The organism is Termitidicoccus mucosus (genome assembly GCF_038725785.1).
Taxonomy (GTDB): Bacteria; Verrucomicrobiota; Verrucomicrobiia; order Opitutales; family Opitutaceae; genus Termitidicoccus; species Termitidicoccus mucosus.
The window spans coordinates 5,551,247-5,574,981 of the sequence record NZ_CP109796.1 but is presented as its reverse complement, the minus strand read 5'-3'; the positions used below and the strand labels follow the sequence as shown (position 1 = coordinate 5,574,981).

Sequence of the window (23,735 nt, the reverse complement as noted above, 5' to 3'; positions counted from 1 at the left end):
CGCCTCGTCGTTTCAAACAGCGCCAGCATTTGCTCGCGCTTCCTTTGTCTTCAAGTTCCTCTTCGGGCGGATCATGGGGTCTTGGTCTCTGGTTGGTGGTTTTTCTTTTCCCCCAATCTCTTACCATGTTCCGTCTTTTTGCTGAACTTTTTGCACTCTACCGACAAGTATTACACGATTGCGTCTGCACGACGGCGAAACAAAAGGCAAATTCAGCTCTGAACGAGCAACCCGACGGGCGCGGAGGCGATGCTAAATGATGCCGGAGGAGGAGCCGAATCCGCATTCCCTTTCGGAAATTCAATTTTAGATGTCATGCTTTTCTGCTTCCGGGCTGAAAGGGTGGCCATATCAGCCCAGAAGCTTCGCTCGCGCTTCCCACTGCTTCCGGATGCCGCCACAGACCATCTCACACATGTCGAAAATTTCCTTGTCGGAGATCGCATAAAAAACATTCAGCCCCTGCTTGCGGCGTTTGAGGAACCCACTGGCGGTCAGGATGCGGAGATGTTTTGAGATATTGGCCTGGCTCGTGCCTTGTAACTCCACCAAGTCGGACACGGTCCGTTCGCCTTCGCGCAAGGCCATCAGAATCTGCAACCGAACCGGCTCGCCCAAGGCGCGAAAGCGCTCGGCGATCAGTTCGATGGTCTGGGGAGGAATATCCTTCGCCATAGGAAGAAAAGAAATTTCGGAAAACATACTTGACAATCTTATTCTAAATATAACCATATGGACATATGCCCATTTGGTCAAATATGAATTATTCCATGAAACTTGAATACCGCATCCGCATCCTCGCCGGCACCATGGTACTGGCCAGCCTCGCACTCGGCCACCTCGTCAGTCTGTGGTGGCTGCTGCTCGCCGCATTCGTCGGCGTGAACCTCATCCAATCCGCTTTTACCAGCTTCTGCCCGGCGGAGAATATCCTGGCAAAAATCTTTCCCGCCACCCCGCACGCCCGCTCCTGCGACAATAACGGCAGGCAGGGCGGAGATCGCTGATTCCACCGTGCGTCCGTCGCTATGAAATTCCTCCACTTTCTTTTGCCCATTCTTGCCGGCGCCCTACTGGGCGCGGTGATCGGGTATTTCGGCCAATGCTCCTCCGGCACCTGCCCCCTCACCAGCACTTGGTGGCGTGGTGCCATTTATGGAGGAAGCGTCGGCTTGCTGTTCGCCTGCTTGAATCTCCGCAGCTGAGCCTTTTTTCCATGAAGCCCTGCGTTCTCCTCGCCCTCGTCACAATCTTCGCGGTTGTTCCCGCGATTGGAGCCACGCCCTGGACCCTCGCCTCGGCAGTCGCCGAGGCACAGGCCACCAGCCCCGATGCGGCCATCGCCCGGGAACGGGTGAACGCCGCACGGGCGATGCTGGCCCAAGCCTCCGCGACCAACTGGCCGCAACTCTCGCTCAAGGCCGGATACGTGCAGACCGACAACCCAATGCACGCCTTCGGCACGATCCTTGGCCAGGGTGCCTTCAACTCCGGCATTGATTTCAACCACCCCGGCCGGGTCGACAACTTCAATGCCACCGTGACGCTCGGCTACAATCTCTACACCGGCGGCCGTGCCAGCGCCCGAAAGGAGGCCGCTCAAAACATCGCCGAAGCCGCCGAGCTTGAGCAGGCCGTGGCGCTTGAGCAACTGGCCGCCGAGGTCGCGTGCGCTTATTTTCACATCCGGCAGACTCGCGAAGGCGTGGGCGCGCTGGAGGCCGCAGTGGCTGCGATGGAGGCAAGCCACCGCCTCGCCGAGTTGCGTTTCGATGCCGGTCAGTTGATCCGCAGCGAGCTGCTCAATCTCAAGGTGCAACTGGCTCAGATTCGCGAGCGGCTGCTTGAGGCGCGTCATCAAGCCGAATTTGCCGATCGGTATTTTTTCTTCCTGCTTGGCGGGGAAGAAACGGATTCCGTTGTCCTCGATCAAGCCGATGCCTCCGCGACCGCCTTTGCCGCGCCTGAGACCCCTTCGATCGTCAATCGCGCCGAATTGCAGGGCATGCGGCGGCGCGTTGCGGCCGCCGAAAAGAACCTGGCGGCCGTTCGCAGGGCGCGGCGCCCGACCGTCAACGCCTTCGCCGGTTACCAGCACGACCAAGGCTGGCGACGCAACGGCGATGGACGCAGCTGGGTGGCCGGCATCCAGGCCGAGGTCTCGCTCTTCGATGGTCCTCTTACCCCGGGCCGGATAAATCAGGCACAAGCGGAGGTCGAGCAAGCTCGGGCCGGCCTGCGCCGCCTAGAACTCTCTCTCGGGCTGGAACTGGAGCAGGCGCGGCTTGCCCACCAACTCGCACTCGAACAGCTGGCCGTCACAGCCAGTCTGATAGAGCAGGCAGACGAGGCCGCCCGCATCAGCCGCGAGCGGTTCGAGAAAGGCGTCTTGCTCACTGCCGAGTTGATCGGCGTCGAAACGCGGCTGACCGAGGCGCGCATGCGGCGGGCGGTCGCTCTCGCCAACGAGCGCATCGCCGTCGTGGAATTTCGCCGCGCCTCCGGCCTGCCGGTAATCCCCAAGTAAAACGAAACCTTTGCCTTCAATGTCATGATCCGTCCCTGCATACTTCCTCTTTTCCGACAGGCATTTTCGGTCCGCGCCCTGACTGCCGGTCTGGCGCTCGCCCTGGCCGGTTGCGGCCGCGAGCGTCCCCCCGCTCCCGCGCTCCCGACAGCGGCCGTTCGCACCGCCGAAGTGCGCGCGGTCACCGAATCGCGAAGCGTTGAGTTGCCGGGCACGGTTCGCGCGGTCGAGCGCGCCGCGCTCGCGCCCAAGGTCACGGGTGCCGTCGAAAGCCTTTCTGTCGTCCTCGGACAGTCGGTGAAGGCCGGCGATGTTCTGGTCCGGATTTCCGCCAACGAGATGGGGGCCCGCCTCGCGCAAGCCGAGGCCAGTCTCGGCCAGGCTCGCCGCGACCTCGAACGCGAAACCAGTCTGCTCGCGAAAAACGCCAGCGCGGCCGAGACCGTGCGCAGCCTTGAGGATCGCGTGCGCCTCATGGAGGCCACCGTCGCCGAGGCGCGCGCCATGCTCGGCTACACCGTGATCACGGCGCCGTTCGATGGCGTGATTGCCCGTCGTTTCGTCAACGAAGGTGACCTCGCCACGGCAGGTGGCCCGCTCCTCGAAATCGAGAACCCGGACCGGCAACGCGTGGAGGTCGAGGTGCCCGAAAGCTTCGCCGACATCCCGGTCGGCACCTCCGCGCTCATCTGGGTCGGCAAGATTGAACTGCCCGGACGCGTCGCGGAAATCTCGCCGGCGCTCGACCCGATCGCGCACACCCTGCTGGCCAAGATCGACCTGCCGGCCCGCGCCGCCGTGCGCTCGGGACAGTTTGCCCGCGTCGCATGGCCGGCCGGCGGAGGCCAGGCGCTCGTCGTGCCCGCAAGCTCCGTCACCCCGTTTGGGCAGATGGAGCGCGTCTTCGTCGTCGCCGATGGGAAAGCCGTGCTCAGATTCGTGAAGACGGGCGCCCGCCGCGGCGAACAAATCGAGATCCTTGCCGGCCTCGCCGCCGGTGAACATGTCGTTGCCGGCCCGCCAGCCGCCAGCCTCCGCGACGGCCAGCCGGTGGAGGTGAAACCATGAGCACCGCAACCCGCAACACCACCCCCGGCGACGCGTCTCCGAAATACGGCTTCACCGGCCGCCTTGCCTCATTGTTCATCGATTCGCGGCTGACGCCCATCGTCATCGCCGCCTCGATTCTCATGGGGGCATTCGCCGTGCTCATGCTTGCGCGCGAGGAGGAGCCGCAGATCAAGGTGCCCATGGTCGACGTCATCGTCTCGATGCCGGGCTCGACCGCGGCGGAGGTGGAGAACCGCATGATCCGTCCGATGGAGAAACTCCTTTGGGAAATACCGGGAGTCGAATATCTCTACTCTACATCGAATCCTAGCAACGCGATGACCATCGTGCGCTTCAAGGTCGGCACCGACATCGAGGCCGCACTCGTTCGTCTCAACCAGAAGCTCCAGGCCAACTTCGACCGCATCCCGTTCGGTGGCAGTCTGCCGTTGATCAAGCCCCGCACGATCGACGACGTGCCCGTGCTCGCGCTTACGCTCCACAGCGCCACCCACGATCACCTCACGCTTCGACGCCTCGCGGCACAGCTCGACGACGAGATCAAATCCATTCCGCAGGTTGCCGAGACCACGCTCATTGGCGGGGTGCGGCGCGCCGTGCGCGTGCAACTCGATCCTGTCGCCCTCGCCGCGCGCAATCTCTCTGTCACGCAACTCACGCCCGCTCTCCGGCACGCCAACCATCAGGCGCAGCTCGGCTCGCTTCCAACCGGCGACAGCGAAGTCCTGCTCGAAACCGGAGCTTTCCTGCGCGATGCCGCCGATGTCGGCACTGTCGTCGTGGGCGTCTTTCAGCATCGCCCGGTCTATCTCCGCGATGTCGCCACCGTGCGCGACACCTCCGAGGAGCCGGCCAACTACGTTTTCTTTGGTTCCGGCGCCGGAGCGTCGGCGGGCGGGCAACCCTCCGGCTTGCAGCCCGCCGTCACGCTCAGCATCGCCAAGCGCCCGGGCGCGAACGCCATTGATGTCGTTGACACCGTTCTGTCCAAGGTTGACGACCTGCAAGGCCGGCTCCTGCCCGCGGATGTCCAGATCGCGGTGACCCGCGACTACGGTCACACCGCTGCCGAGAAGTCCAACGAACTGCTCCTCCACATGGGCATCGCCGTCTTCGGCGTCGCGCTGCTCATCCTCTTCTTCCTTGGCTGGCGCGAGTCGCTCGTCGTGCTGCTGGCTATTCCGTCGACCCTCGCGCTCACGCTCCTCGTCTTCTATCTCTACGGCTACACGCTCAACCGTATCACGCTTTTCGCGCTGATCTTCTCGATCGGCATCCTCGTCGACGATGCGATCGTGGTCGTCGAAAACATTGTTCGGCATGTGCGCATGCCCGGCGCTGAGAAGAAACCGCTCACGCAGGTCGCGCTTGACGCGGTTGACGAGGTGGGAAATCCGACCGTGCTCGCCACCTGGGCGGTGATCGCCGCGATCCTGCCGATGGCGTTTGTCGGCGGCCTCATGGGCCCTTACATGCGTCCGATTCCCATCGGCTCGACCGCCGCGATGGTGTTTTCTCTGCTGATCGCCTTCAGCGTCACGCCTTGGGCCGCGATTCGCGTTCTCAAGCGCCACTTGCACAAACCGTCCCCTGCCGCAGGAACCGACGGTGGAGCCCATGCCTCGGAAACGGCAGCCAAGGCCATGGATCACGATCACGCGCCCGACGATTGGTCGACACGGCTCTATCACAAGGTGATGGATCCATTGCTCGACCATGCGCATTGGCGCCGGGCGTTCGTCGTCGGCATCGTCGTGCTGCTATTCGGGGCGATCAGCCTCGTCCCCTTCGGCGCGGTGAAGATCAAGATGCTGCCTTTCGACAACAAGTCGGAGTTCCAGATCATCCTCAACACCGACGAGGGCACCACGCTCGAGCGCACCACCGCCATCGCCCAGGAAATGGCCGCCGCGCTGCGCGACGAGCCCGAGGTGCGCGACTGCCAGATCTACGCCGGCACCGCGTCGCCGTTCAATTTCAACGGCCTCGTCCGCCACTACTACATGCGTCGTGGCCCGAATGTCGCCGACATTCAGATCAACCTTGTCGGCAAGGGAGAGCGCTCAGAGCAAAGCCACGACATCGCCCGGCGCATTCGCCCCAAGGTCGCCGCCATCGCGGCAAAACACGGGGCCTCGGCCGCCGTGGCCGAAGTGCCGCCCGGCCCACCCGTGCTCCAGACCCTCGTCGCTGAAATCTACGGACCGAACGAGGAGGCCCGCCTCGCCCTCGCCCGACGCGTACGCTTGATCATGGAGCAGACCGAGGGCGTCGTGGACATTGATTGGTATGTCGAGGCCCGGCAGCCCAAGGTCCGCTACGTCGTGGACAAGAAGAAGGCAGCCCTCTCCGGCCTCACCGAGGCCGACATCGCCCAGGCGCTGGAACTCGCCACGTCCGGCTTTGCCGCCGACCTCCTGCATCTGCCCGACGAACGCGAGGACATCGCCGTCGTCATCGAACTGCCGCGCGCCGCGAAAGGTCGGCCCGAGGATCTGTTTGCGCTCCGCGTCCGCAGTTCCGCCGATCCGGCGGCGCCGCTCGTGCCCCTCTCCGAACTCGTCCGCCTCGAGCGCCTGCCGGGCGAGCGCAGCCGTTACCGCAAGAACCTCGTGCCCGTGACCTACGTCACCGCCGACGTCTCCGGCGTGGTCGAGAGTCCGGCCTACGCGATGTTTGCGATGAACCGCGAGTTGAAAAAAATCGACGCGCGCGAATTCGGCGGCGACTCGCCGAGGCTTGAGATCCTCAACATGGGCATGCCGTTCGACCCGCGGCAGCCCGCGATGAAATGGGACGGCGAATGGCACATCACGCTGGAGGTTTTCCGCGACCTCGGCCTGGCCTTCGCCGCCGTGCTGGTGCTGATCTACATGCTCATGGTCGGCTGGTTCAAAAACTACGTCACGCCGCTGGTGGTGATGGCCGCCATCCCGTTCTCGCTCATCGGCATCCTGCCGGCGCACTGGGGCCTGGGCGCGTTCTTCACCGCCACCTCGATGATCGGTTTCATGGCCGGCGCGGGCATCGTCGTCCGCAATTCGATCATCCTCGTCGATTTCATCGAGTTGCGCCGCTCGCACGGGCTCTCGTTGCGCGACGCCGTGGTCGAGGCCGGCGCGGTGCGTTTCCGCCCCATGCTGCTCACCGCGCTCGCGGTGGTCGTCGGCGCGAGCGTGATCCTGGCCGACCCGATCTTCCAAGGCCTCGCGATCAGCCTCATGTTCGGCGAAATCGCCTCGCTGCTCATCAGCCGTCTGGCCGTGCCGGTGCTCTACTTCATGACCAGCCGGTACTCGCGCTGAAAACTCCCGCTCCGCATTCCGCCAATTCACATGGCCCTTGATCACATCATCCTTCTGCTCGTCGCCGCATTCCTGACATTCGTCGTGATGCGTCCGGCACGCATATGCCCTGGGACTCCCCTTTCTTCCTGACCATCTTGCCTCATCTCCCGTCATGACCACACAACCATTCCGCCTTGTCATCATCGGCGGCGTCGCCGCCGGGGCCTCGGCCGCCGCCCGTGCACGCCGCCTCTCCGAGTCCGCCCGGATCACGCTCATCGAACGCGGTCCCGATGTCTCCTTCGCGAACTGCGGCCTGCCCTACCATATTGGAGGGGAAATCACGGATCGGGCCGCGCTGGCCGTGCAAACACCGCAGACCCTTCAGGCAATGCTCAATCTCGACGTCCGCACCGGCACCGAGGCCGTCGCCATCGACCGCGCCGCAAAGCGCGTCCGGCTGCGTAAGCTCGCCATCGGCGCCGAAGAATGGCTGTCCTATGACAAGCTCGTCCTTGCTCCCGGCGCCTCGCCGCTGCGTCCGCCGTTGCCCGGCATCGACGACGTACGCATCCACACCTTGCGTTCGCTGCAGGACATGGACCGCTTGAAATCCGCCGCCGCCGCTGCGCAACGCGTGGCCGTAATTGGCGCCGGCTTCATCGGCCTCGAAATGGTCGAGCAATTCGTGCACCTGCAAAAGGAAGTCGCGCTCGTTGAGCTGCTCGACCAGCTCCTGCCGCCGCTCGACAAGCCCATGACGCTGCTCATGGAGGACGAGCTCAAGCGCCGCGGCGTGCAGCTTTTCCTCGGCGACGCCATTGCCGGTTTCGCGACGGCTGGTGGGGCGCTTTCCTGCCGGCTCAAATCCGGCCGTTCGCTCGGCGCTGACCTCGTCGTGCTCGCCGTCGGGGTGCGCCCGGAGACCGCACTGGCCAAAGACGCTGGCCTCGAACTCGGCCCGCGCGGTCACATCCGCACCGACGCATTTCTCCGCACCAACGATCTCGATATCTACACCGCGGGCGACGCTATCCAGGTGCGCGACCTCGTCACCGGTGAGCCGGCTGCCGTGCCGCTCGGCGGCCCCGCCAACCGGCAGGGCCGCGCCATCGCCGACCACATCTTCCGCCCCGCCGAGGCGAAGCCGCTGCCCGGCGCGCTCGGCACCGCGATCGTCCGCGCCTTCGACGTAGCGGCTGGCCTCACGGGCTGGTCCGAGAAACGCCTCCGCGCCGCCGGACGTCCCTATCGCACGGTGACGGTGAACGATAACCACCACGCCAGCTATTATCCCGGAGCGAAACCGATCCTGCTGAAGCTTCTCTGGGATCCGACCGATGACCGCATCCTCGGCGCGCAAGCCACCGGGCTCGCCGGCGTCGATAAGCGTCTCGATGTGATCGCCACCGCCATCGCCGGAGGACTCACCATCGACAATCTCTCCCAACTCGAACTCTCCTACGCGCCGCCGTTCGGCTCGGCAAAGGACATTGTCAACCTTGCCGGCTTCACGGCCTGCAACACCCGCGACGGCCTCGTTTCTCCGATCGAGACGCTGCCCGACGATCCCGCCGTGCAAATCGTCGACGTCCGCCCGCCCTCACTTGCGCAGAAGCACCCCGTGCCGCATCCCGGCGTGATCAACATCCCCCTCACCGCACTCCGCCAGAGTGTAGCCGAACTCGATCCGCAACGCCCGGCCGTGACGGTCTGCGCCCTTGGCAAAACCTCGTATTTCGCCGCGTGCATCCTCGCGCTGCACGGCTTCTCCGTGCAATCGCTCACCGGCGGCCTTCGCGCCACCGTGGATCCGCGCACACCGGCCAAACTGCCAACGCCTTAGCCTTCTCTCTCCAATTCAAACAGCTCTCTCCTGCGCGCCATCATCACGACCGCGAAACACACCCTTCCTTCCGCAAACCATGAATCACGAAGTCACTGATTTTGCCACCGATGTCATTGCACAGAGCCACACCTTGCCCGTGTTGGTTGATTTTTGGGCACCGTGGTGCGGCCCGTGTCGGATACTCAAGCCCTCCCTCGAAAAACTCGCTGCCGCGGCTGAAGGGCGTTGGGCGCTCGTGACGGTCAACACCGACGCGAATCCCTGCCTCGCCGCGCAGCACGGCGTGCGCGACATCCCTGATGTGCGCCTCTTCCACGGCGGACGCCAGATCGCGGCGTTCACCGGCGCGCTGCCCGAAACTCGGATCCGCAAATGGCTGGAGGACAGCCTGCCCTCCGCCATGCGGACCAAGCTGGACCTTGCGCGGGAACAGATCATCGCGGGTCATTTCGCCGAGGCGGAAAAACGCCTCTCACCGTTGTGCGCCACCGCGCCAGACGATGCCGCCGCCAGCCTGCTCGCGCTCGCCACCGTGTTCTGCGATCCCGCCGCCGCGCTTTCCCTTGTGCGCGACCGGACCGGCGACGAGGCCGGGCTCGTGCGCCTGTTTGCCCACGTGCTGGCGCTCGCGCCGGACTCGTTGCCGGACTATTCCGCCAAGCTCTCTCTGCTCGGCGGCCTGGCCGAACTGCGGGCCGGGCGTTTTGGCGAGGCGCTGCGACTGTTGATTTCCTCGATGGAAGAAAGCGTGCGTTACGCCGATGGCGCCGCAAAGCGCGCCTGCCTCGCGATCTTCAAGCTCCTTGGTGCGCGCCATCCGCTCAGCAAGGAATTGCATCGCCGCTTCAGCATGGCAGCAAACCCGTAAATCCAATTCGCTTCGACCATGGACGCTGACCACTGGAATGAACGCTACGCTGCCACCGGGCATTTCTACGGCACGGAGCCCAACGGGTTTCTCGCCGCAATGGCGTCGCTAATTCCAGACGGTTCGGTACTCTGCCTGGCCGAGGGCGAGGGACGTAACGCCGTCCATCTCGCCACGCTCGGGCATCGTGTGACCGCGGTGGATCAATCCTCCGTCGGTCTGGACAAGGCACAACGGCTCGCCGCAACGTGGGGTGTGACGCTGGAAACCGTCGTCACCGATCTAGCCACCTATCCGATCTCCCCGGGCAGATGGGCCGGCATTATCTCGATCTTTGCCCACCTGCCGTCGCCGTTGCGCCGTAACCTCCACGCTGCAGTCGTGCACGGGCTGAAGCCGGGCGGCATTTTCATTCTGGAAGCCTACACGCCCGCCCAGTTGGCCTTCAATACCGGTGGGCCGAAGGACCTCGTGCTGCTTATGCAGCTTGATGATCTCCACACCGAGCTCGCTGGTCTGAACCTTCTCGTGGCCCGGGAGATCGAACGCGACGTGGTGGAAGGCCCTGGCCACCGCGGCCGGGCCGCCATAGTTCAGGTCGTGGGACGCAAACCCCAAAAGTAGCCACTATCTTGCAGGGGCCTGCCGCCAAATCAGTCCATGTGGTCATACGCATAGGTTGGGGGGCTGTTCCGTTCTCTCTCGACGACCTCCGGCCGACGAGTGGCCTGCGTTATGATCGCCTCCAGTTGCCTGCGTTGCTCTTCGTCCGCCTCAAGTGTCCGTATTGGTCGTGCCATGCGGGCACAATGATTGCTTCATTTGTTTTGTCTATCTATTTTACTAATAATAAACTAGTTACGCAGGGCGAGGCATAGGCGTTTACGATTATGGCTTTTTTATATTTAGGCGATTAACCGTCTACTCCTTTAATCAGCAGCGAGCTGCATTTCTAAAATATTCAGTCAGGAAACTCAAATTGTGAACTCACTTGCGTTTGGACGCACTTGCCTGGGAACTCATCCCACAACTTGCGCATGGCCTGGAATCCGGTGCAATGGCAGAACCCCATTTTTTCAGGATGGTATTCGCGAAGTGCTTTCATGGTCGCATCCATTCTGCGTGGCGTGGCATTTTCGAGATGCAAGCCGCCAAACAAGGCGCGGATGGGGGCATGGTTCGTCAGGTTGCCGATATGACCAAGCGTATTGATCGAACCGGCATGGGCACAACCAAAGACCACCACCAGACCCTTTGCCGTCGGGATGAAAATGGACTGATCATCCAGCAAGGGGTCCGGTCGGGTCATTGCCGCATTGAGGAAAAACCGTCCTCCCGTATCTTCGAAATCGTTTATTCTGGGTATTTCCCCCGTCGTCCAAACTCCGGAGACAACCTCAACCGGAACACGCGTAACCTCCACTCGGGCGGCAGAAAGCCGGAAGGCATTTTTTTCCACAAAATCCACGCTGATCCGGCGTCCATGTGGCTTGTGGTCTGAACCGGTGTATTTTGGTTCGGTGGCCCTCGGATGCAGGTAGAGTGTCGCATGCTTTGCAACAGTCAGGACTTCCTCCAATCCACCTGTGTGATCGGAGTGTCCATGACTGAGGACAATCGCATCTGTTGATTCGAGGTTTATTCCAAGCCGCATGGCATTTTTGAGCAATGCCATGCCCTGTCCCGTATCAAAAAGGACATGATGGGTTCCTGTGTCGATCCACCAGGCAAGACCGTGCTCGCCCAGCATGCCGGCATCGCGAGCCGTGTTTTCAACGAGAAGTGTAATGGTGATCATTGAGAAAATAATGCATGAATACGAAGACCGCTTGGCGGCGCAAACCGGCCATCTACCGCATTGACGCGCAAAGCCGCGGAATATTTGCTTAAAACCTGACTATACGATGCCGGAAGGACTCGCATTATTTAATGCAGCTAATGCCCGGGTCGCATCAATGCGTGGACCAGTATAATTGTGCCGATACCCGCCGCCATGCTGGTGACCTGTAGCAGGGTCGCCCGGAAACAGGTTTGTGTGCGGTGGTCCGGTGTCAGGTCGGCAAGCGCTATGTAAATGAAACTCGCCCCGGAAACCGCCAATGCATACGGAGCCATCCCGGATACGCTGTTGCCAATCGCGTAAGCGAGCAACGCGCCCAGGAGTGTCGTCAGGCTTGCCATCACATTATAAAACACAGCACGTCCTCGGCTCCATCCATGATGGATAAGGATCATGATATCACCAATCTCCTGCGGGATCTCATGCGCGATGACTGCAAGTGCGGTTCCGATGCCAAGAGACCAGGATTGTTGAAATGCCAATGCAATCGCCATGCCATCAATTGCGTTGTGGAACGCATCTCCGATGAGAATGAGAGGCCCCGCTTGTGCATGAACATGGCAATCGTCTTCATGGCAATGACGCCAGACCAGCAGTTTCTCGAGGATGAAAAACCCGATGATGCCTGCCAGAACGGTTGTGAGCACCGCATGTGACGGCAAATGTTCCAATGCATGCGGAATCATCCCGAGAAAAGCCGCGCCCAGCAAGGTGCCGGTGGCATAGCCAAGTATGATGGTTTTTAGCCGGGATGAAAAATCGCGGCGCGTCAGAAACAGGGCGGCGGCCAAAAGCACAGCGCCCACGCTGCCCAGCGTCGAAAAAATCAGGATGAGAACAAGTGTCATGGTCGTTTGAACCGGTTCATTTTGCCTCCGTCTTTGGCAACGTCATTGAGTTCTGGAACGGATACCCGGATCGGCAACGCCCGGGTTGCGACTTCGTGTTTCACTCGTTCAAGATACTGTGCAAACGGCATGACACCTTCGTCACCTTTCGCACGACTGCGGACGCTGACGGCTTGCGCTTCCGCCTCCTTCGCGCCGAGCACAAGCGTGTAAGGGATTTTCCCGGTTTCAGCACTGCGGATTTTGGCCCCAAGTTTGCCACTGTGTTCATCGAGCGTGGCGCGCAGGCCGGCGGTGCGGAGTTGAGCAAGGAGGTTTTGTCCGTAACTGAGGACTTTGTCGCTGACCGGCACGAGCCGGATTTGTTCCGGGGCAAGCCAGATCGGAAAGTCTCCGGCAAAGTGCTCGATGAGCACGCCGCAGAAACGTTCCATCGAACCAAAGGGCGCGCGATGGATCATCACCGGACGGTGCGGTTGATTGTCAGCGCCAATGTAGGAGAGGTCAAAGCGGATTGGCAGGTTATAGTCAACCTGCACCGTGCCGAGTTGCCATTCCCGGCCGATGACATCCTTGACGACAAAGTCGATCTTCGGGCCGTAGAAGGCGGCTTCGCCGGGTTCTTCCGTGAAAGGAACGCCGAGTGTCCTGGCGGCGTCACGGCAGGCGGCTTCGGCTTTGGCCCAGTTTTCAGCCGTGCCAGTGTATTTCGCGCAGTTCGGATCGCGTAGTCCGACACGCACGCGGTAATCAGTGAGACCCAGCGTGGCAAAAACCGTTTTCACGAGCGACAAACAACCGAGAACCTCCTGTGCAACCTGTCCTTCGGTACAGAATAAGTGGGCGTCGTCCTGGGTAAAGCCACGCACGCGGGTCATGCCATTGAGTTCGCCGGATTGTTCCCAGCGATACACGGTGCCAAACTCCGCCAGACGCACCGGCAAGTCGCGATACGAGTGCGGCTGCGAAGCGAAGATTTTTATGTGATGCGGGCAATTCATCGGGCGTAGCAGAAAACCATCGAGAAGTTTGCCGGCATCCATCACGCGATTATGGCCGATCACTTCCCTGCCGGCGCGACGGTTGATCTCGTCAGCGAACGAAGAAGCAACGGCTTCGAGGCGTGCGCAGAGTTCTGCGCAACTGCAACCCTCGTCGGCAACCCTGGACATGGCGTCTGGTTCGGCAAAAGCCGGGAATTGCGATTCTTTGTAATACGGGAAGTGACCGGAGGTTTTGTAGAGGGTGAGCTTGCCAATGTGCGGCGTGAAAACCTGCGAGTAGCCCTGCTTTTGCAACTCTTCCAGGATGAAATTTTGCAACTCCTGTCTGATGACCGAGCCGGCAGGCGTCCACAGAATGAGTCCCTGTCCCACGTCTTCGTCGATATGGAAAAGTTTGAGTTCCTTGCCGAGTTTACGGTGGTCGCGGAGCCTGGCCTGCTCCTGTCGTTCGAGATACTGCGCGAGTTCCTCCTTCGAGGCAAAGGCGGTGCCGTAAATGCGCTGGAGCTGCTTGTTCTTTTCATCGCCGCGGTGATACGCGCCGGCAATGGAGAGCAGTTTGAACGCCTTCAGTTTCGACGTATGCCGGACGTGTGTGCCCGCGCACAGGTCGATGAATTCGCCATTCTGGTAGAACGAGATTTTTTCGCCTTCGGGGATGTCGGCGAGGCGGCCGAGCTTGTAGCGTTCCTGGCCGATTTTCCTGATGATCTCAACGGCTTCTGTGCGGGAAACTTCCTTGCGAATGAACGCCTGGGTTTCGGCGGATATTTTCCTCATTTCCACTTCAAGCCTGTCCAGATCCTCTTGCGTCAGCTTGTGGTCCAGATCAACGTCGTAATAAAAACCGGTGCCGGTCGGCGGTCCTATGTCGAGTTTCGCATTCGGATGGATGCGAAGGAGGGCGGCGGCCAGCACGTGCGAGCACGAATGCCGGATTTCTTCGAGAGGAGTCATGGACATGGTGAAAATTGGAAATGACAAATTCAGTCAGAATGTGATTGTCCGGCCGGGAATGGCTGTTCCGGTTTACAGGAACCGGGCTCAACCAACGGAGCCGGACATCTCCAGTTCGATGAGTTTTTTGATTTCAAGGGAATATTGAAGGGGGAACCGTTGCACGAGGTCGCTCACAAAGCCGTTTATGCTCAGGCCGCGCGCGACATCTTCAGACAGGCCCCGCTGGCGCATGTAAAAAATCTGCTCCTCATCAAGACGGGAAACGCTCGCCTCATGTTGGGCGGTGTTGTCGTATCCGCGCACCTGGATGGCAGGATATGTGTCGGTTCTGCTGGCGCGATCGACCAGCAGCGCATCGCATTCGGTGTGATTGTGGCACCGATGCACCGAGGCGGGCATCCGCACCCATCCCCGGTATCCGGAACGGCCCTCGCCGATGCTCACGCTCTTGGCCGTGATCGTGCTGGATGTGTTGGAGGCCAGATGAAACATCTTGGCCCCCGAGTCATGGTGCTGCCCCGTGCGCGCAACCGAAATCGACATGGCCTCGGCCGAGGCGCCCTCGCCTTCAAGCAAGGCGCATGGATACTTCATCGTGAGGCGGCCACCCACATTGCAATCAATCCACCGAATGGACGCGCCCGCGGCAAGACGGGCTCGAAGCACCGCAAGATTAAACACATTGGGTTTCCAGTTCTGCAAGGCCACGTAGTTGAGTTTGGCATCGCGACCCAAAACAAATTCACCCACGGCGCAGTGCAATGCGGGTCCGGGTCTGGCCGCCGAAGTGCAACTCTCAAAAAACGTCACTTCCGCCCCCTCGCCAACGACAATAAGTGTGCGTCCAAACTGGGTGCTCCCGCCACCTTGCAAATGCATGAAACATTTGAGCGGTGCGGTCAGTTGCACGCCCGGCGGCACATGGATAAAGGAACCTCCGGAAAACACCGCCGCATTCAACCGGGTGAACAGATTCTCGTCCCGCCCGACAACCGTGCCGAAATGCGGACGGAACAAACTGCCGTGTTCGATCAGCCCCCGTGTCGAGTCAACAAACACCACCCCGGCCCGCGCCCATGTTTCTGCGAGGCTTCCATACACAACCTCTCCATCGATCTGCGCCTGTGAGCCGCCAAGAAACGCGGCCTCGTCGCGGGCCACTCCGAGCGCATCAAGCACGCGGGCTGTGCCTGCGCGGCCAGAAGGCTCCCGCACCGCCGCCGGCGCGGAATAATAACGGAGGCCGTCAAGGGGAATTTCCGCCAGCGAGGGCGGAGCCCATTGGAGTATTCGCTCCGCCGCGGTAAACGAATGCAATGCCGCCCGCCGTTGTGCGCGCAGCCAAGAGGGTTCGGCCTTGCAGTCCGACAGGTATTCCACGGTGCGTCCATTCAATCCGATGCCCGCATCGCGTTCGGCTGGCAAAATGGCGGGGGGATCATCCGGGATGTTCGGCAGTCGGGGCATGTCGGACGAAGCACTGTCCGCGCCTGCCTGCGGCGACTGAACCGGGGGCGTTTCCAATATTGTCTTTGACAATGTGTGCTCATTGAGGAGATGAGCGGCCAATTCCACACATTTCAGACATGCGAAACCATTGAGCTCCTTGCACCGGGTCGCCCCGGCGCAGCCCCTGAATGCCCGGCGAATTTCGGTGGCGGCCTTTGGTGCGAGCAAACACGCGGCATGGAGCGCTCCGCACTCGCCGCCGGGCGCGCGGCCGCCCCCGAATGGTTTGAAATCGACAACCGGGATCGTCCTGTCATGGGTTATGGACTGATATCCAAACAGGACGGCCTGCGCACAGTTCAGTCTTTCAGGCGCACGGTGAAAGGAGGCGATGGCGTGAGTTTTCATCAGAATAGGCCCTCGGGAAGGGCAGCAGAAGAGGGGACGGCCATGAATTTGGCCCGGGCCGTGGCGCAGGGCACGCCGTCCTGAATGAGTGTGGCGGAGGTCAGATGGAGCGGGCCGGTGTGCGACTGCGTGCAAGCCGTCACCCGCACGCTGTTCTCAATCCGGACGGGACGCCGGTAGCGCACCCGCAATTCAGCCGTATGGGCAACAATACCACGGGCAAAAAGCGCATGCACCATCGCACTGTCGAGCAAGGTCGCAATGACGCCCCCGTGGAGAATGCCTTCATAACTTTGACAGTTGCCTGGACAAAACCAGTCCGTCGCCACGTTGCCATCAGAGTCGGTCACGAAGTGCAGATCCAATCCGCCGGAGCCCGGCATTCCACACGCGTGGCAATGGCTGTGAAACTGACTTTGGAGCGACTTGCGGGTTTGCTCAGTGGCAGCAATGGTGATGTGCGTTGCCATGCGAATGTCCCTGATGATGCTCGTCATGTTCGTGATGCCCGTCATGCTCTTTGCACGCATTCGGGCCGGCGACCAATCGGCCATCCAGCCACGCCTGTACCAGTTCCCGCGGCTCGGCAGCAGGCAAACCGGCGATCACCTGGATGCCTGACTCGGCCATGCATGCCTGCGCACCGCTCCCAATGCCTCCGGCCAGAAGGACTCTCACCTCCTGGGTACAGAGCCAAGTGCCCCATTCGCAGGGTTCTGCCAGGGGAGGGATGATTTCAGAGGAACTCAGGATCAAACGCTTCTGAGGATCAACTTCATAAAGGCCCACTTTGATTGAGCCTCCGTAGTGGAGCGAAAAGACGCTGTTGTCGGTGAGAGGAATGGCGATGTTCATGTGGAGAGAAATAGATTACCGGAGCGTGGTGAGTGCGGCCGCGTGGGCTGCCACAAGCGATTTTGGAGGCACCCCGAAACGCGTCGCAATACGGTGACAGGCAGGAGCAAACAGGAAAAAACATAATTCAGCGGGGACTCGTCCGGCCAGACGCTCCGGCCATTCGGAGCCCTTGGCAATGACGAGATCAGCACCGGCCAGGAGCTGATCCAAAGACCCGGTGCCGTGCTCTCTCGCGTATCCGGGAGGCGGATCATCGAATGCCGCCACTTCACAGGCCATGCGATCATCAGGAGAAACAAGCTCTTCTGCCAGCGCATCGTGCAGGTAAGGCAAACGCCGGGCGGCAAGCGTCACCCGTGACGCTCCCAGTTGGTCGATAAGCAGGCTGTCCCAGATAACTTCGCCGGCATTATCCGCCAGAAAAACAATTCGTCGGGCATCCTTCGCCGCCTGCCGAAGTTCTTCACCATGATCGAGCGCCAGCCTGCCCCGGACCGCCGCATGCCAGGCTGCGTCCATGGCTGCACCCGCCTGTTCCGGATCGCGCGCCTGCTCCATCAGGTTGCCTGCCGCAGAGACACGAACCGCCACCGGCCAGGGATCGCGGGCTTCCTGTTGCAAGCGTAGCAAGGCAGGCAACAGAGCCCGTGCCGCCGAGGAAAGCCGCCGTCGCACATCGGCATAGGAATCGGCCCCCCCGGTGTGGCGCATGACCGTGCGTTGAAGATCCTCTGAGACCACAGGAAGCGGCGTGTCAGGCTCCGACATGGCCAGATGCATAAGCGCCTCGGCAATCCCTGCATGTCGCTTCTGCTTTCCGGCGTCAGACAACTGCGCCGTCATCGCAAGTTGGCGGCTCAGGCATGGCAAACATTCGAACGGCCCGGGCACAACGCCCGCGCCGGAAGGCCGGATGGGACTGAGACCCCACTCGCGAGGGATTACCTTACGGGAATTATCCTTGTGGTGTTTGCCTGCGTCTGCAGTCATATTTCAGAAATCATTATTATGAGCATATGCTCGTAACGTTTATTCGCAAGCTTTGTTTTTCCCATGCCACGCCCGACCTGTCCGCGCCGTATCACGCACCAGCCGCCGAGTGATTATTTCAAACCGGCGGGAATACCGCTGCGCGATCTCCAGGAAATCGAACTCGCTGCGGACGAGATGGAAGCTATCCGGCTGGCCGATGCCGAGGATCTATATCACACCGAGGCTGCGCGTCGCATGAGGGTATCGCGTCAGACCTTTGACCGCATTGTGAGGCGCGCCCGGCAAAAAATCGCCCAGGCGCTGGCTGGCGGTCAGGCGTTGAAAATCCTGCGCCCCCTCAAAATGGAATGATGCATTCTGTTGCCGACATCCAAAATGGCTCATTCTCTGTTACGCTTCTTCGTGGTCAAAACATTTGCTCACCCCCTTCTTTTTTGAATAAATAATGCCGGTTTGGAGTTCCCTTGAGTTTTTGGCGGGGAGGAAGCCGTTTATCGATTACAGGAATGCGAATAATGTGTGGTGCAGCGTATTAGTGGAGTCGTTGGTGCGGTGCGTGGGCGGGCGGGGCCTTGGCTTATCGGCGAAGCCACATCCCTTGCCTTTGATGTGGTCAAATCCGTGCAATGACAACCTATAACCAAATTGTTATTATATAGTTAACATAAAAATATGAAGTCAAAAACTTCATATTCTATGAATAATACCAAATCCCAAACTATCGTGTATGCAAACTACCTCGGTCGCGGTGACTTTTTGTTGAGCACCGATCAGGGTTCGCTCGGGGTTGTTACCCTGTGCGCCAGAAACTCGACTGGCCAAATCGTTCCTTGGCGGGATGAGCATATTGATTCCGCCATAAACCTGCGCCATGTTCTTGCCGGAGCAACAAAGGAACTTCTCGGAGAGCAACCGGATGATCTGATCATCAGCATTCCGCAAGGAGGTGCCGCATGAACAAGACCGGCATAAAGTGGACTGACAAGACATGGAACCCAGTGACGGGTTGCCAGAAAGTATCGGAGGGTTGCAAGTATTGCTACGCGAGTACGCTAGCGGAGCGTTTCTCCGGCGGTAAAGCCTACCCCAATGGTTTTGCGATGACGCTCCATCCCGAGCGTTTGAATCAACCGAAAAACCTCGTGAAGTCGCAACGCATCTTCGTGAACTCCATGAGCGATGTCTTCTGGAGCGCCATCCCCCGGTCATTTGTGGACCAAATGTTTGATGTGATGGAGGCGACTCCGCATCTGACCTACCAGATTCTCACCAAGCGTCCCGAAGCCATGCTGTCCTACAGTCGGCGGCGACGGTTTACGAAAAACATCTGGGTGGGTGTTACTGTGGAGAGTCAGGCGGTGGCCGACCGTCTGGATGTGCTGCGAGAAGTCCAGACGGATGGCTATCGGTTTGTTTCCGCCGAGCCTCTGTTGTCGCCACTCGCCGTGGACTGGTCTGGCTTGGACTGGGTCATTACCGGAGGCGAGAGTGGCGAGCATCTGATGGATGCGACCATCCGCCAATCGAGAGCCTTGGTGACGTTGGCCAATTGCCGTTGGACCCCACGAATCGACCGGATACCGTGGATTCGCGCTATCCGTGACGCCAGCAAGGCAAGCAAGCTGGCGTTCTTCCACAAGCAATGGGGTGGTGTAATCAACAACATTGCTGGAAACGAACTGGATGGTCGGATTTGGGAAGAATACCCCTATGACGCAATGGCAAGGATGTAGCCTTAAAGGAAAAAAGGGGGCAAGCCGATGTTTCTTGATTTCCATACCGCAGTGGCGTGCATGAGAAATTGGATCATTATTGCTCATGGTAATGGAGTTATAGAAATCATGACATTGGAAAATCAAGAAACATCGGCTTGACCCCTTTCGGCTTCCTCGTAAGAGTCGCCTGGTTCACAGGCAAAACCCACAAACAAAAAGCCAGAGTGGCCGCCGAGATCACCGACAGCATCGTCCGCAACACCGGCACCGATGCGAAATACATCTACGTGCTGTTCGAAGACGTGAAAGCCAGTGACTGGGCCGGCGAGGGAAAGCTTTTCGGTGCGGTTCCGAAGCGCCGAAAAGCCAACCGCACATGAAGCCACGAAGATCGCCATGCTCGGCACATCGGCAGTGCGCTCGCGTGGCGATCCCAGAGAGTTTGCGGCGGACATAAAAAGGTGGCCGGTGAACCCGGCCGCCAGCCGCCTTTTTGCGCGAGATTCGCTCGCTCCGTTCGGATTTCTGTTCCGCGAGCCGTTCTACGACAGCCTGATGGGGTATCTCAATGAGATTTCTTAAGGCATTCATTAAAAATAAAATGACTTTGATAGTGTCTGTAGATTGGAAAAATTACCATTGCACCATCTTAATGCCCGTGTGAAGAACTAGCTGTGAACCAAAGAGAGACAGTTGAGCGTTTCCACCTCCTGTTCCTCCGACATTTCGCGGCGGTGATCAGTCCCGGCACGATCTGTTTGAAGGGCGGGGTGAACCTGCGGCTCTACCACAACAGCCCGCGTCTTTCCGAAGACATCGATTTCGACGCACGCGTGGTGGGCGTCGATATTCTCAAGAAGAACGTCAACAAGGTCCTGGCAGGGCGCCCGCTGCTGACGGAACTAGCCCGAGTTCGTCAGTTTGCGGAACGGTTTTGTTGCGGTGCAAGGTGTTGCGGCGATTCCGAGGCGTTTTTCGGCACTACATTCGCGACGATGCGCGGGCCTTTCGGCAGACGCAGGCCAAGGTGGGCGAGCAAGCGGTCGCCGGCAGGCGACCACGCGCAGGCGCAGTTCGGTGCGCATCGTGCCGCGCAGGACCGGTAACAACACATCGACGCTTTTCACTCCGGCCATTTGCGTGACCAGTTGCCGGGCGCAGGTGCCCAGACCCTTGGCGCACATCCATTGCTCAAGTGTCCGCCACAGGGCCAGCGCGAGGAAACACACGAGCAGATGCGCCTGCACGCGGTCCTCCTTGTGGTGAAAAATCGGCCGCAAGCCCAGGTCGCTTTTGGCGGTGCGAAACGCCGCTTCCGCCTGCGTGAGCTGGATATACCAGCGCCACAATTGGGCCGGGTCGGTTTCCTCGCGCGCGCAGATACGCGCCTTTCTGGCGGTGCGCTTTTGGCCCGCGTCCACGGCGCTGGCGATCTCCAGGCCGATGGCGCGGCCGGCCGCATCGCGCTGGACCGTGGCCTGGACGATCGCCGCGGCGGCGGGAAACTTGCCCAACGCCCGGCCGATCCGCCGGCCCACCGCCTCCTGATCGGTTTGCGGCTGGCGTCCGAGCCAGGCCGCGATGCGGCCGAGTGCCGCGGTCAGACCCTTGCTCTGGCGCTGGAGCATCGCGCGCTCTTTTTGCGCACGCGCTCCACTGCGGCACAGGACGTATTTTTCGCCCGGTGGTCCGTCAGGGTGCACGACGAAGCGCACTTCCAGCCCGGCCTGCGCCTCCTGCCAGTCGGACTTTCCCCAGCGCCGCTTCGTGGCGCAGCCAGCTCTTCGGCGTGCCCACGAGGTAACGCGCTTTGCGTCCGCGCAAAAACGCGATGTTCGCCTCGCTGACCATGCCGCGGTCCATGACCCAGATGCGTTCGGCCATGCCGTATTTGGTTTCCATGGCCGCGACGATCTCCTCGACCGTGGTGACGTCGGCGCGGTTGCCCGCAAAAGTCTCAAAGGACAGCGGCAGTCCCTCCGGCGTGCAGACCAGGCCGATGCAGACCTGCTTGCAGTCGCCGCGGCTGTCGCGCGAGTAGCCGCGCCGGGCCTGCGCATTGCGCTCCGCCACGCCTTCGAAGTAGGTGCTCGTCACGTCGTAGAGCAGAAACTCGAACCGCACGCCGAACCACTGCCGGTAACGCGCCATCAGGTGCGCGCACAGCGCGTCCTTGTGCTGGCCGAGTTGATCGAGCGCGCGGTAGAGCCGGGCGTCGTTGACCGCCGTGGGATCGATGCCGAGCAGATCGTCGAGCGCGGTGGTCTCATACCAATGCTCCGCAACGCCGAGTTCCGAGCGTTGCGCACAGAAGCGGGCGACGGTGAGCAGCGCCGCCATGTGCGACCAGGCGACCGACTCGCGGCCGGCCGCAGCAGCGAGCAACTCGTCGAGTTTGAGCCGGTGCCAGAGCGCGAGCCCAAGGTAGCTTTCACCAAAATCACGCGTGCGCTCGACGCGCAGGCCACCGACATCGGCGCGCTCCCACTGCACGGGCGGTGCCGCCGGAATCGCAGGCATCAAACCCGGCAGCCCGGCGGTTTTGGCCGCGGACGACGGCGCCTCGCCGCGGAGCAGCGCAGTCAAATCGTCCCAGCCGCCGCGCAGGCCGGCGACTTCCGCTTCGTCCAGCTTGCCGAGCGAGGCGACGACCCGCTGGCGCGGTCCCCGCGCGGTGCGCACCGTCTCGCACAGGTGCCAATAGCTGTAACCGATGCCGCGCGCCTTCTTGTTTTTCCGCCGCAGGAACATGCCGCCAGTATCGCAGGAAACCCGGCGGCCAACAAGAGGGTGTTCGGCACTACATTGACTTGGCGAACGAGTCTCCCTCGTAACCGCAACCTCGCCCCGGAGGCCTTGCCTCTGATACCTTTTTGGGCCAATACACGAACTGACGAACTCGGGCTAGCGTCGGTCGGCATTACGCTGAGTGAAATCAAACCGGCCAAACAGACCGAGACTGCGCAGCGGTGGAAATTCCATGTCATCTACGAAGGGAACCCTTTGCCGACCCGTTTGGAGTTTTCCCGCCGGAAAGATGAACCCTTTGAAAACAACGCGACCGAGCCGCCGTCAGCGGCCCTGCTGGCTGCGCAACAGGTCGTCCCGTTTGTGTTCAACCACTATACGGGCTCGGCGGCCTATCGGCAGAAAATCAACGCGTTGGCGACCCGGACGCAGGTGCAGGCGCGGGATGTCTTCGATCTGCATCACCTGTCACACTATGCCGCAGCCGGGCGCGAATCGCCGCCGGAGTTAGTGGAGCAGGCCATCGGGCAACTCGGTCTAATCAGTTTCGCCATGTTTCAGGATCAGGTGGTGCCCTTCCTGCCCGCCGATCTGGCGGCGCACTACGGCACACCGGAAGCATGGAAGACGATGTCGGAAAAAGTGTGGCACGATCTCATGGCGGCGCTGCCGCCCTCCTCGCCATGACCACCCTGGGATTTTATCAGAAATTGGCCGGGCATAAGCGGGTCACGACGCGCACGGCGGCGCAGCTGGCCGGCGTCAGCATTCCTGCGGCCTCGATGGCCCTGCGGCGGCTGGCCGCGGACGGCTTGAGCACGCCTTTGAAAAAAGGCTCGTGGATGATCGGCGGCATGGCCTCCAAACCCGGTGCGCTGGTCACGGCGGCAGCTGACCCGTATGTGGCGTATCTCTCCGGTGCTTCGGCGCTGCGCCTGCATGAGCGGATTCAGCAGATGCCCCAGAGCCTGTTTGCCGTAACGCTGGGGCGGCCGGGTGAAGTCGAAATGGCCGGGGGGCGTATCGCGCTGCATCGCATCAAGCCCGAGCTTTTCGGGGGGTATGCTTACGATCCCCGAGTGGACGGGTTTGTTGCTTCGCCGGAAAAGGCCGTGTTCGACCTGGCTTATCTCGCGGCCATGAACCGGAGCCGCGTCAGCGGGAGTTTGCCTGAGACCGATTTGAAAGGGCTGCGCTGGAGCGAGGTCCAGAAATGGCTGCGGCGCATTCCAACCCCGCGGGTGCGGGCGTCGGTGGAGCAGGCCTTGGATCGCATTCGCCAACAGCACGCTGAGGTCGCCGATTAGCAG

Annotated in this window: 25 protein-coding genes and 1 pseudogene; 16 read left to right on the top strand and 10 right to left on the bottom strand. The window is 61.0% G+C overall.

The window, feature by feature from the left end:
• Positions 1-351: 351 nt before the first annotated feature.
• A complete protein-coding gene (locus OH491_RS19425) occupies positions 352-702 on the bottom strand; it encodes an ArsR/SmtB family transcription factor (RefSeq protein ID WP_334319241.1) in 351 nt (116 codons plus the stop codon).
• A gap of 68 nt (positions 703-770) precedes the next feature.
• On the opposite strand from OH491_RS19425, the gene OH491_RS19420 reads away from it, so the two are divergent.
• From OH491_RS19420 to OH491_RS19385, 8 genes are all read left to right on the top strand, one after another.
• The gene (locus OH491_RS19420; protein WP_084442310.1) at positions 771-1,007 is read left to right on the top strand and encodes a YgaP family membrane protein; all 237 of its coding nucleotides are present in this window, start codon (positions 771-773) and stop codon (positions 1,005-1,007) included.
• A 21-nt stretch (positions 1,008-1,028) separates the two neighbouring features.
• Positions 1,029-1,205, top strand: a complete 177-nt coding sequence (locus OH491_RS19415; protein ID WP_334319242.1) for a DUF6132 family protein — start codon at positions 1,029-1,031, stop codon at positions 1,203-1,205.
• Between the two features lie 11 nt (positions 1,206-1,216).
• Entirely contained in the window at positions 1,217-2,527 is a 1,311-nt protein-coding gene (locus OH491_RS19410) for a TolC family protein (RefSeq protein ID WP_334319243.1), read from the top strand.
• Positions 2,528-2,551: 24 nt separating this feature from the next.
• On the top strand, positions 2,552-3,595 hold the full coding sequence (locus OH491_RS19405; RefSeq protein WP_068770010.1) for an efflux RND transporter periplasmic adaptor subunit: 1,044 nt from the start codon (positions 2,552-2,554) through the stop codon (positions 3,593-3,595).
• Positions 3,592-6,903, top strand: coding sequence for an efflux RND transporter permease subunit (locus tag OH491_RS19400; RefSeq protein ID WP_068770011.1), 3,312 nt, complete (start codon positions 3,592-3,594; stop codon positions 6,901-6,903). Before OH491_RS19405 ends, OH491_RS19400 begins: the two co-directional genes overlap by 4 nt.
• A 154-nt stretch (positions 6,904-7,057) precedes the next feature.
• Entirely contained in the window at positions 7,058-8,731 is a 1,674-nt protein-coding gene (locus OH491_RS19395) for an FAD-dependent oxidoreductase (RefSeq protein ID WP_068770012.1), read from the top strand.
• Between the two features lie 79 nt (positions 8,732-8,810).
• On the top strand, positions 8,811-9,602 hold the full coding sequence (locus OH491_RS19390) for a tetratricopeptide repeat protein (RefSeq protein WP_068770013.1): 792 nt from the start codon (positions 8,811-8,813) through the stop codon (positions 9,600-9,602).
• Positions 9,603-9,620: 18 nt separating this feature from the next.
• A complete protein-coding gene (locus OH491_RS19385) occupies positions 9,621-10,226 on the top strand; it encodes a class I SAM-dependent methyltransferase (RefSeq protein ID WP_068770014.1) in 606 nt (201 codons plus the stop codon).
• Between the two features lie 337 nt (positions 10,227-10,563).
• On the opposite strand, the gene OH491_RS19380 is transcribed toward OH491_RS19385, so the two are convergent.
• The 7 genes from OH491_RS19380 to OH491_RS19350 form a co-directional block, all read right to left on the bottom strand.
• Positions 10,564-11,400 carry an MBL fold metallo-hydrolase gene (locus tag OH491_RS19380; RefSeq protein WP_068770015.1) on the bottom strand — a complete coding sequence of 279 codons (837 nt, stop codon included), beginning with the start codon at positions 11,398-11,400 and terminating at the stop codon, positions 10,564-10,566.
• A 137-nt stretch (positions 11,401-11,537) separates the two neighbouring features.
• Entirely contained in the window at positions 11,538-12,290 is a 753-nt protein-coding gene (locus tag OH491_RS19375; protein ID WP_068770016.1) for a ZIP family metal transporter, read from the bottom strand.
• On the bottom strand, positions 12,287-14,257 hold the full coding sequence (gene thrS, locus OH491_RS19370) for a threonine--tRNA ligase (RefSeq protein WP_084442097.1): 1,971 nt from the start codon (positions 14,255-14,257) through the stop codon (positions 12,287-12,289). Before thrS ends, OH491_RS19375 begins: the two co-directional genes overlap by 4 nt.
• 81 nt (positions 14,258-14,338) lie before the next feature.
• Positions 14,339-16,111, bottom strand: a complete 1,773-nt coding sequence (sufB, locus tag OH491_RS19365) for a Fe-S cluster assembly protein SufB (RefSeq protein WP_084442098.1) — start codon at positions 16,109-16,111, stop codon at positions 14,339-14,341.
• Positions 16,111-16,581: a PaaI family thioesterase gene (locus tag OH491_RS19360; RefSeq protein WP_068770017.1), complete on the bottom strand. Its 471-nt coding sequence runs from the start codon at positions 16,579-16,581 to the stop codon at positions 16,111-16,113. Before OH491_RS19360 ends, sufB begins: the two co-directional genes overlap by 1 nt.
• On the bottom strand, positions 16,550-16,966 hold the full coding sequence (locus tag OH491_RS19355; protein WP_084442100.1) for a NifB/NifX family molybdenum-iron cluster-binding protein: 417 nt from the start codon (positions 16,964-16,966) through the stop codon (positions 16,550-16,552). The genes OH491_RS19360 and OH491_RS19355 overlap by 32 nt, the downstream gene beginning before the upstream one ends.
• Positions 16,967-16,981: 15 nt before the next feature.
• A complete protein-coding gene (locus tag OH491_RS19350) occupies positions 16,982-17,959 on the bottom strand; it encodes an ARMT1-like domain-containing protein (protein WP_068770018.1) in 978 nt (325 codons plus the stop codon).
• A gap of 63 nt (positions 17,960-18,022) precedes the next feature.
• Between OH491_RS19350 and OH491_RS19345 the strand changes: the two genes are divergently transcribed.
• From OH491_RS19345 to OH491_RS28240, 6 genes and pseudogenes are all read left to right on the top strand, one after another.
• Complete coding sequence (locus OH491_RS19345) at positions 18,023-18,313, top strand: DUF134 domain-containing protein (RefSeq protein WP_068770019.1); 291 nt, start codon at positions 18,023-18,025, stop codon at positions 18,311-18,313.
• Between the two features lie 345 nt (positions 18,314-18,658).
• Positions 18,659-18,919 carry a hypothetical protein gene (locus tag OH491_RS19340; protein WP_068770020.1) on the top strand — a complete coding sequence of 87 codons (261 nt, stop codon included), beginning with the start codon at positions 18,659-18,661 and terminating at the stop codon, positions 18,917-18,919.
• On the top strand, positions 18,916-19,695 hold the full coding sequence (locus tag OH491_RS19335; RefSeq protein ID WP_068770021.1) for a DUF5131 family protein: 780 nt from the start codon (positions 18,916-18,918) through the stop codon (positions 19,693-19,695). Before OH491_RS19340 ends, OH491_RS19335 begins: the two co-directional genes overlap by 4 nt.
• Positions 19,696-19,832: 137 nt before the next feature.
• The gene (locus tag OH491_RS19330) at positions 19,833-20,057 is read left to right on the top strand and encodes a tautomerase family protein (RefSeq protein ID WP_068770022.1); all 225 of its coding nucleotides are present in this window, start codon (positions 19,833-19,835) and stop codon (positions 20,055-20,057) included.
• Between the two features lie 16 nt (positions 20,058-20,073).
• Complete coding sequence (locus OH491_RS19325; protein WP_068770023.1) at positions 20,074-20,259, top strand: hypothetical protein; 186 nt, start codon at positions 20,074-20,076, stop codon at positions 20,257-20,259.
• A gap of 92 nt (positions 20,260-20,351) precedes the next feature.
• Positions 20,352-20,510 (top strand): annotated as a pseudogene (locus OH491_RS28240) (nucleotidyl transferase AbiEii/AbiGii toxin family protein); the annotation flags it as partial.
• 69 nt (positions 20,511-20,579) lie between these two features.
• Here OH491_RS28240 and OH491_RS19320 read toward each other — a convergent pair.
• Together OH491_RS19320 and OH491_RS19315 are read right to left on the bottom strand one after the other, a co-directional pair.
• Positions 20,580-21,380 (bottom strand): hypothetical protein, encoded by an 801-nt coding sequence (locus tag OH491_RS19320; protein ID WP_342750637.1) that lies wholly within the window; start codon positions 21,378-21,380, stop codon positions 20,580-20,582.
• Positions 21,370-22,428: an IS1634 family transposase gene (locus OH491_RS19315; RefSeq protein ID WP_342750636.1), complete on the bottom strand. Its 1,059-nt coding sequence runs from the start codon at positions 22,426-22,428 to the stop codon at positions 21,370-21,372. The genes OH491_RS19320 and OH491_RS19315 overlap by 11 nt, the downstream gene beginning before the upstream one ends.
• Before the next feature lie 105 nt (positions 22,429-22,533).
• On the opposite strand from OH491_RS19315, the gene OH491_RS19310 reads away from it, so the two are divergent.
• Positions 22,534-23,112 carry a hypothetical protein gene (locus tag OH491_RS19310; protein ID WP_145928733.1) on the top strand — a complete coding sequence of 193 codons (579 nt, stop codon included), beginning with the start codon at positions 22,534-22,536 and terminating at the stop codon, positions 23,110-23,112.
• The gene (locus tag OH491_RS19305) at positions 23,109-23,732 is read left to right on the top strand and encodes a type IV toxin-antitoxin system AbiEi family antitoxin domain-containing protein (RefSeq protein ID WP_145928734.1); all 624 of its coding nucleotides are present in this window, start codon (positions 23,109-23,111) and stop codon (positions 23,730-23,732) included. The genes OH491_RS19310 and OH491_RS19305 overlap by 4 nt, the downstream gene beginning before the upstream one ends.
• Positions 23,733-23,735 lie beyond the last annotated feature (3 nt).

Excerpts from the sequence above, each read along its gene's own strand:
- OH491_RS19425 (WP_334319241.1), bottom strand. The coding sequence starts at position 702 with ATGTTTTCCGAAATTTCTTTTCTTCCTATGGCGAAGGATATTCCTCCC.
- OH491_RS19420 (WP_084442310.1), top strand. The coding sequence starts at position 771 with ATGAAACTTGAATACCGCATCCGCATCCTCGCCGGCACCATGGTACTG.
- OH491_RS19415 (WP_334319242.1), top strand. The coding sequence starts at position 1,029 with ATGAAATTCCTCCACTTTCTTTTGCCCATTCTTGCCGGCGCCCTACTG.
- OH491_RS19410 (WP_334319243.1), top strand. The coding sequence starts at position 1,217 with ATGAAGCCCTGCGTTCTCCTCGCCCTCGTCACAATCTTCGCGGTTGTT.
- OH491_RS19405 (WP_068770010.1), top strand. The coding sequence starts at position 2,552 with ATGATCCGTCCCTGCATACTTCCTCTTTTCCGACAGGCATTTTCGGTC.
- OH491_RS19400 (WP_068770011.1), top strand. The coding sequence starts at position 3,592 with ATGAGCACCGCAACCCGCAACACCACCCCCGGCGACGCGTCTCCGAAA.
- OH491_RS19395 (WP_068770012.1), top strand. The coding sequence starts at position 7,058 with ATGACCACACAACCATTCCGCCTTGTCATCATCGGCGGCGTCGCCGCC.
- OH491_RS19390 (WP_068770013.1), top strand. The coding sequence starts at position 8,811 with ATGAATCACGAAGTCACTGATTTTGCCACCGATGTCATTGCACAGAGC.
- OH491_RS19385 (WP_068770014.1), top strand. The coding sequence starts at position 9,621 with ATGGACGCTGACCACTGGAATGAACGCTACGCTGCCACCGGGCATTTC.
- OH491_RS19380 (WP_068770015.1), bottom strand. The coding sequence starts at position 11,400 with ATGATCACCATTACACTTCTCGTTGAAAACACGGCTCGCGATGCCGGC.
- OH491_RS19375 (WP_068770016.1), bottom strand. The coding sequence starts at position 12,290 with ATGACACTTGTTCTCATCCTGATTTTTTCGACGCTGGGCAGCGTGGGC.
- thrS (WP_084442097.1), bottom strand. The coding sequence starts at position 14,257 with ATGTCCATGACTCCTCTCGAAGAAATCCGGCATTCGTGCTCGCACGTG.
- sufB (WP_084442098.1), bottom strand. The coding sequence starts at position 16,111 with ATGAAAACTCACGCCATCGCCTCCTTTCACCGTGCGCCTGAAAGACTG.
- OH491_RS19360 (WP_068770017.1), bottom strand. The coding sequence starts at position 16,581 with ATGGCAACGCACATCACCATTGCTGCCACTGAGCAAACCCGCAAGTCG.
- OH491_RS19355 (WP_084442100.1), bottom strand. The coding sequence starts at position 16,966 with ATGAACATCGCCATTCCTCTCACCGACAACAGCGTCTTTTCGCTCCAC.
- OH491_RS19350 (WP_068770018.1), bottom strand. The coding sequence starts at position 17,959 with ATGACTGCAGACGCAGGCAAACACCACAAGGATAATTCCCGTAAGGTA.
- OH491_RS19345 (WP_068770019.1), top strand. The coding sequence starts at position 18,023 with ATGCCACGCCCGACCTGTCCGCGCCGTATCACGCACCAGCCGCCGAGT.
- OH491_RS19340 (WP_068770020.1), top strand. The coding sequence starts at position 18,659 with ATGAATAATACCAAATCCCAAACTATCGTGTATGCAAACTACCTCGGT.
- OH491_RS19335 (WP_068770021.1), top strand. The coding sequence starts at position 18,916 with ATGAACAAGACCGGCATAAAGTGGACTGACAAGACATGGAACCCAGTG.
- OH491_RS19325 (WP_068770023.1), top strand. The coding sequence starts at position 20,074 with ATGCTCGGCACATCGGCAGTGCGCTCGCGTGGCGATCCCAGAGAGTTT.
- OH491_RS19315 (WP_342750636.1), bottom strand. The coding sequence starts at position 22,428 with ATGTTCCTGCGGCGGAAAAACAAGAAGGCGCGCGGCATCGGTTACAGC.
- OH491_RS19305 (WP_145928734.1), top strand. The coding sequence starts at position 23,109 with ATGACCACCCTGGGATTTTATCAGAAATTGGCCGGGCATAAGCGGGTC.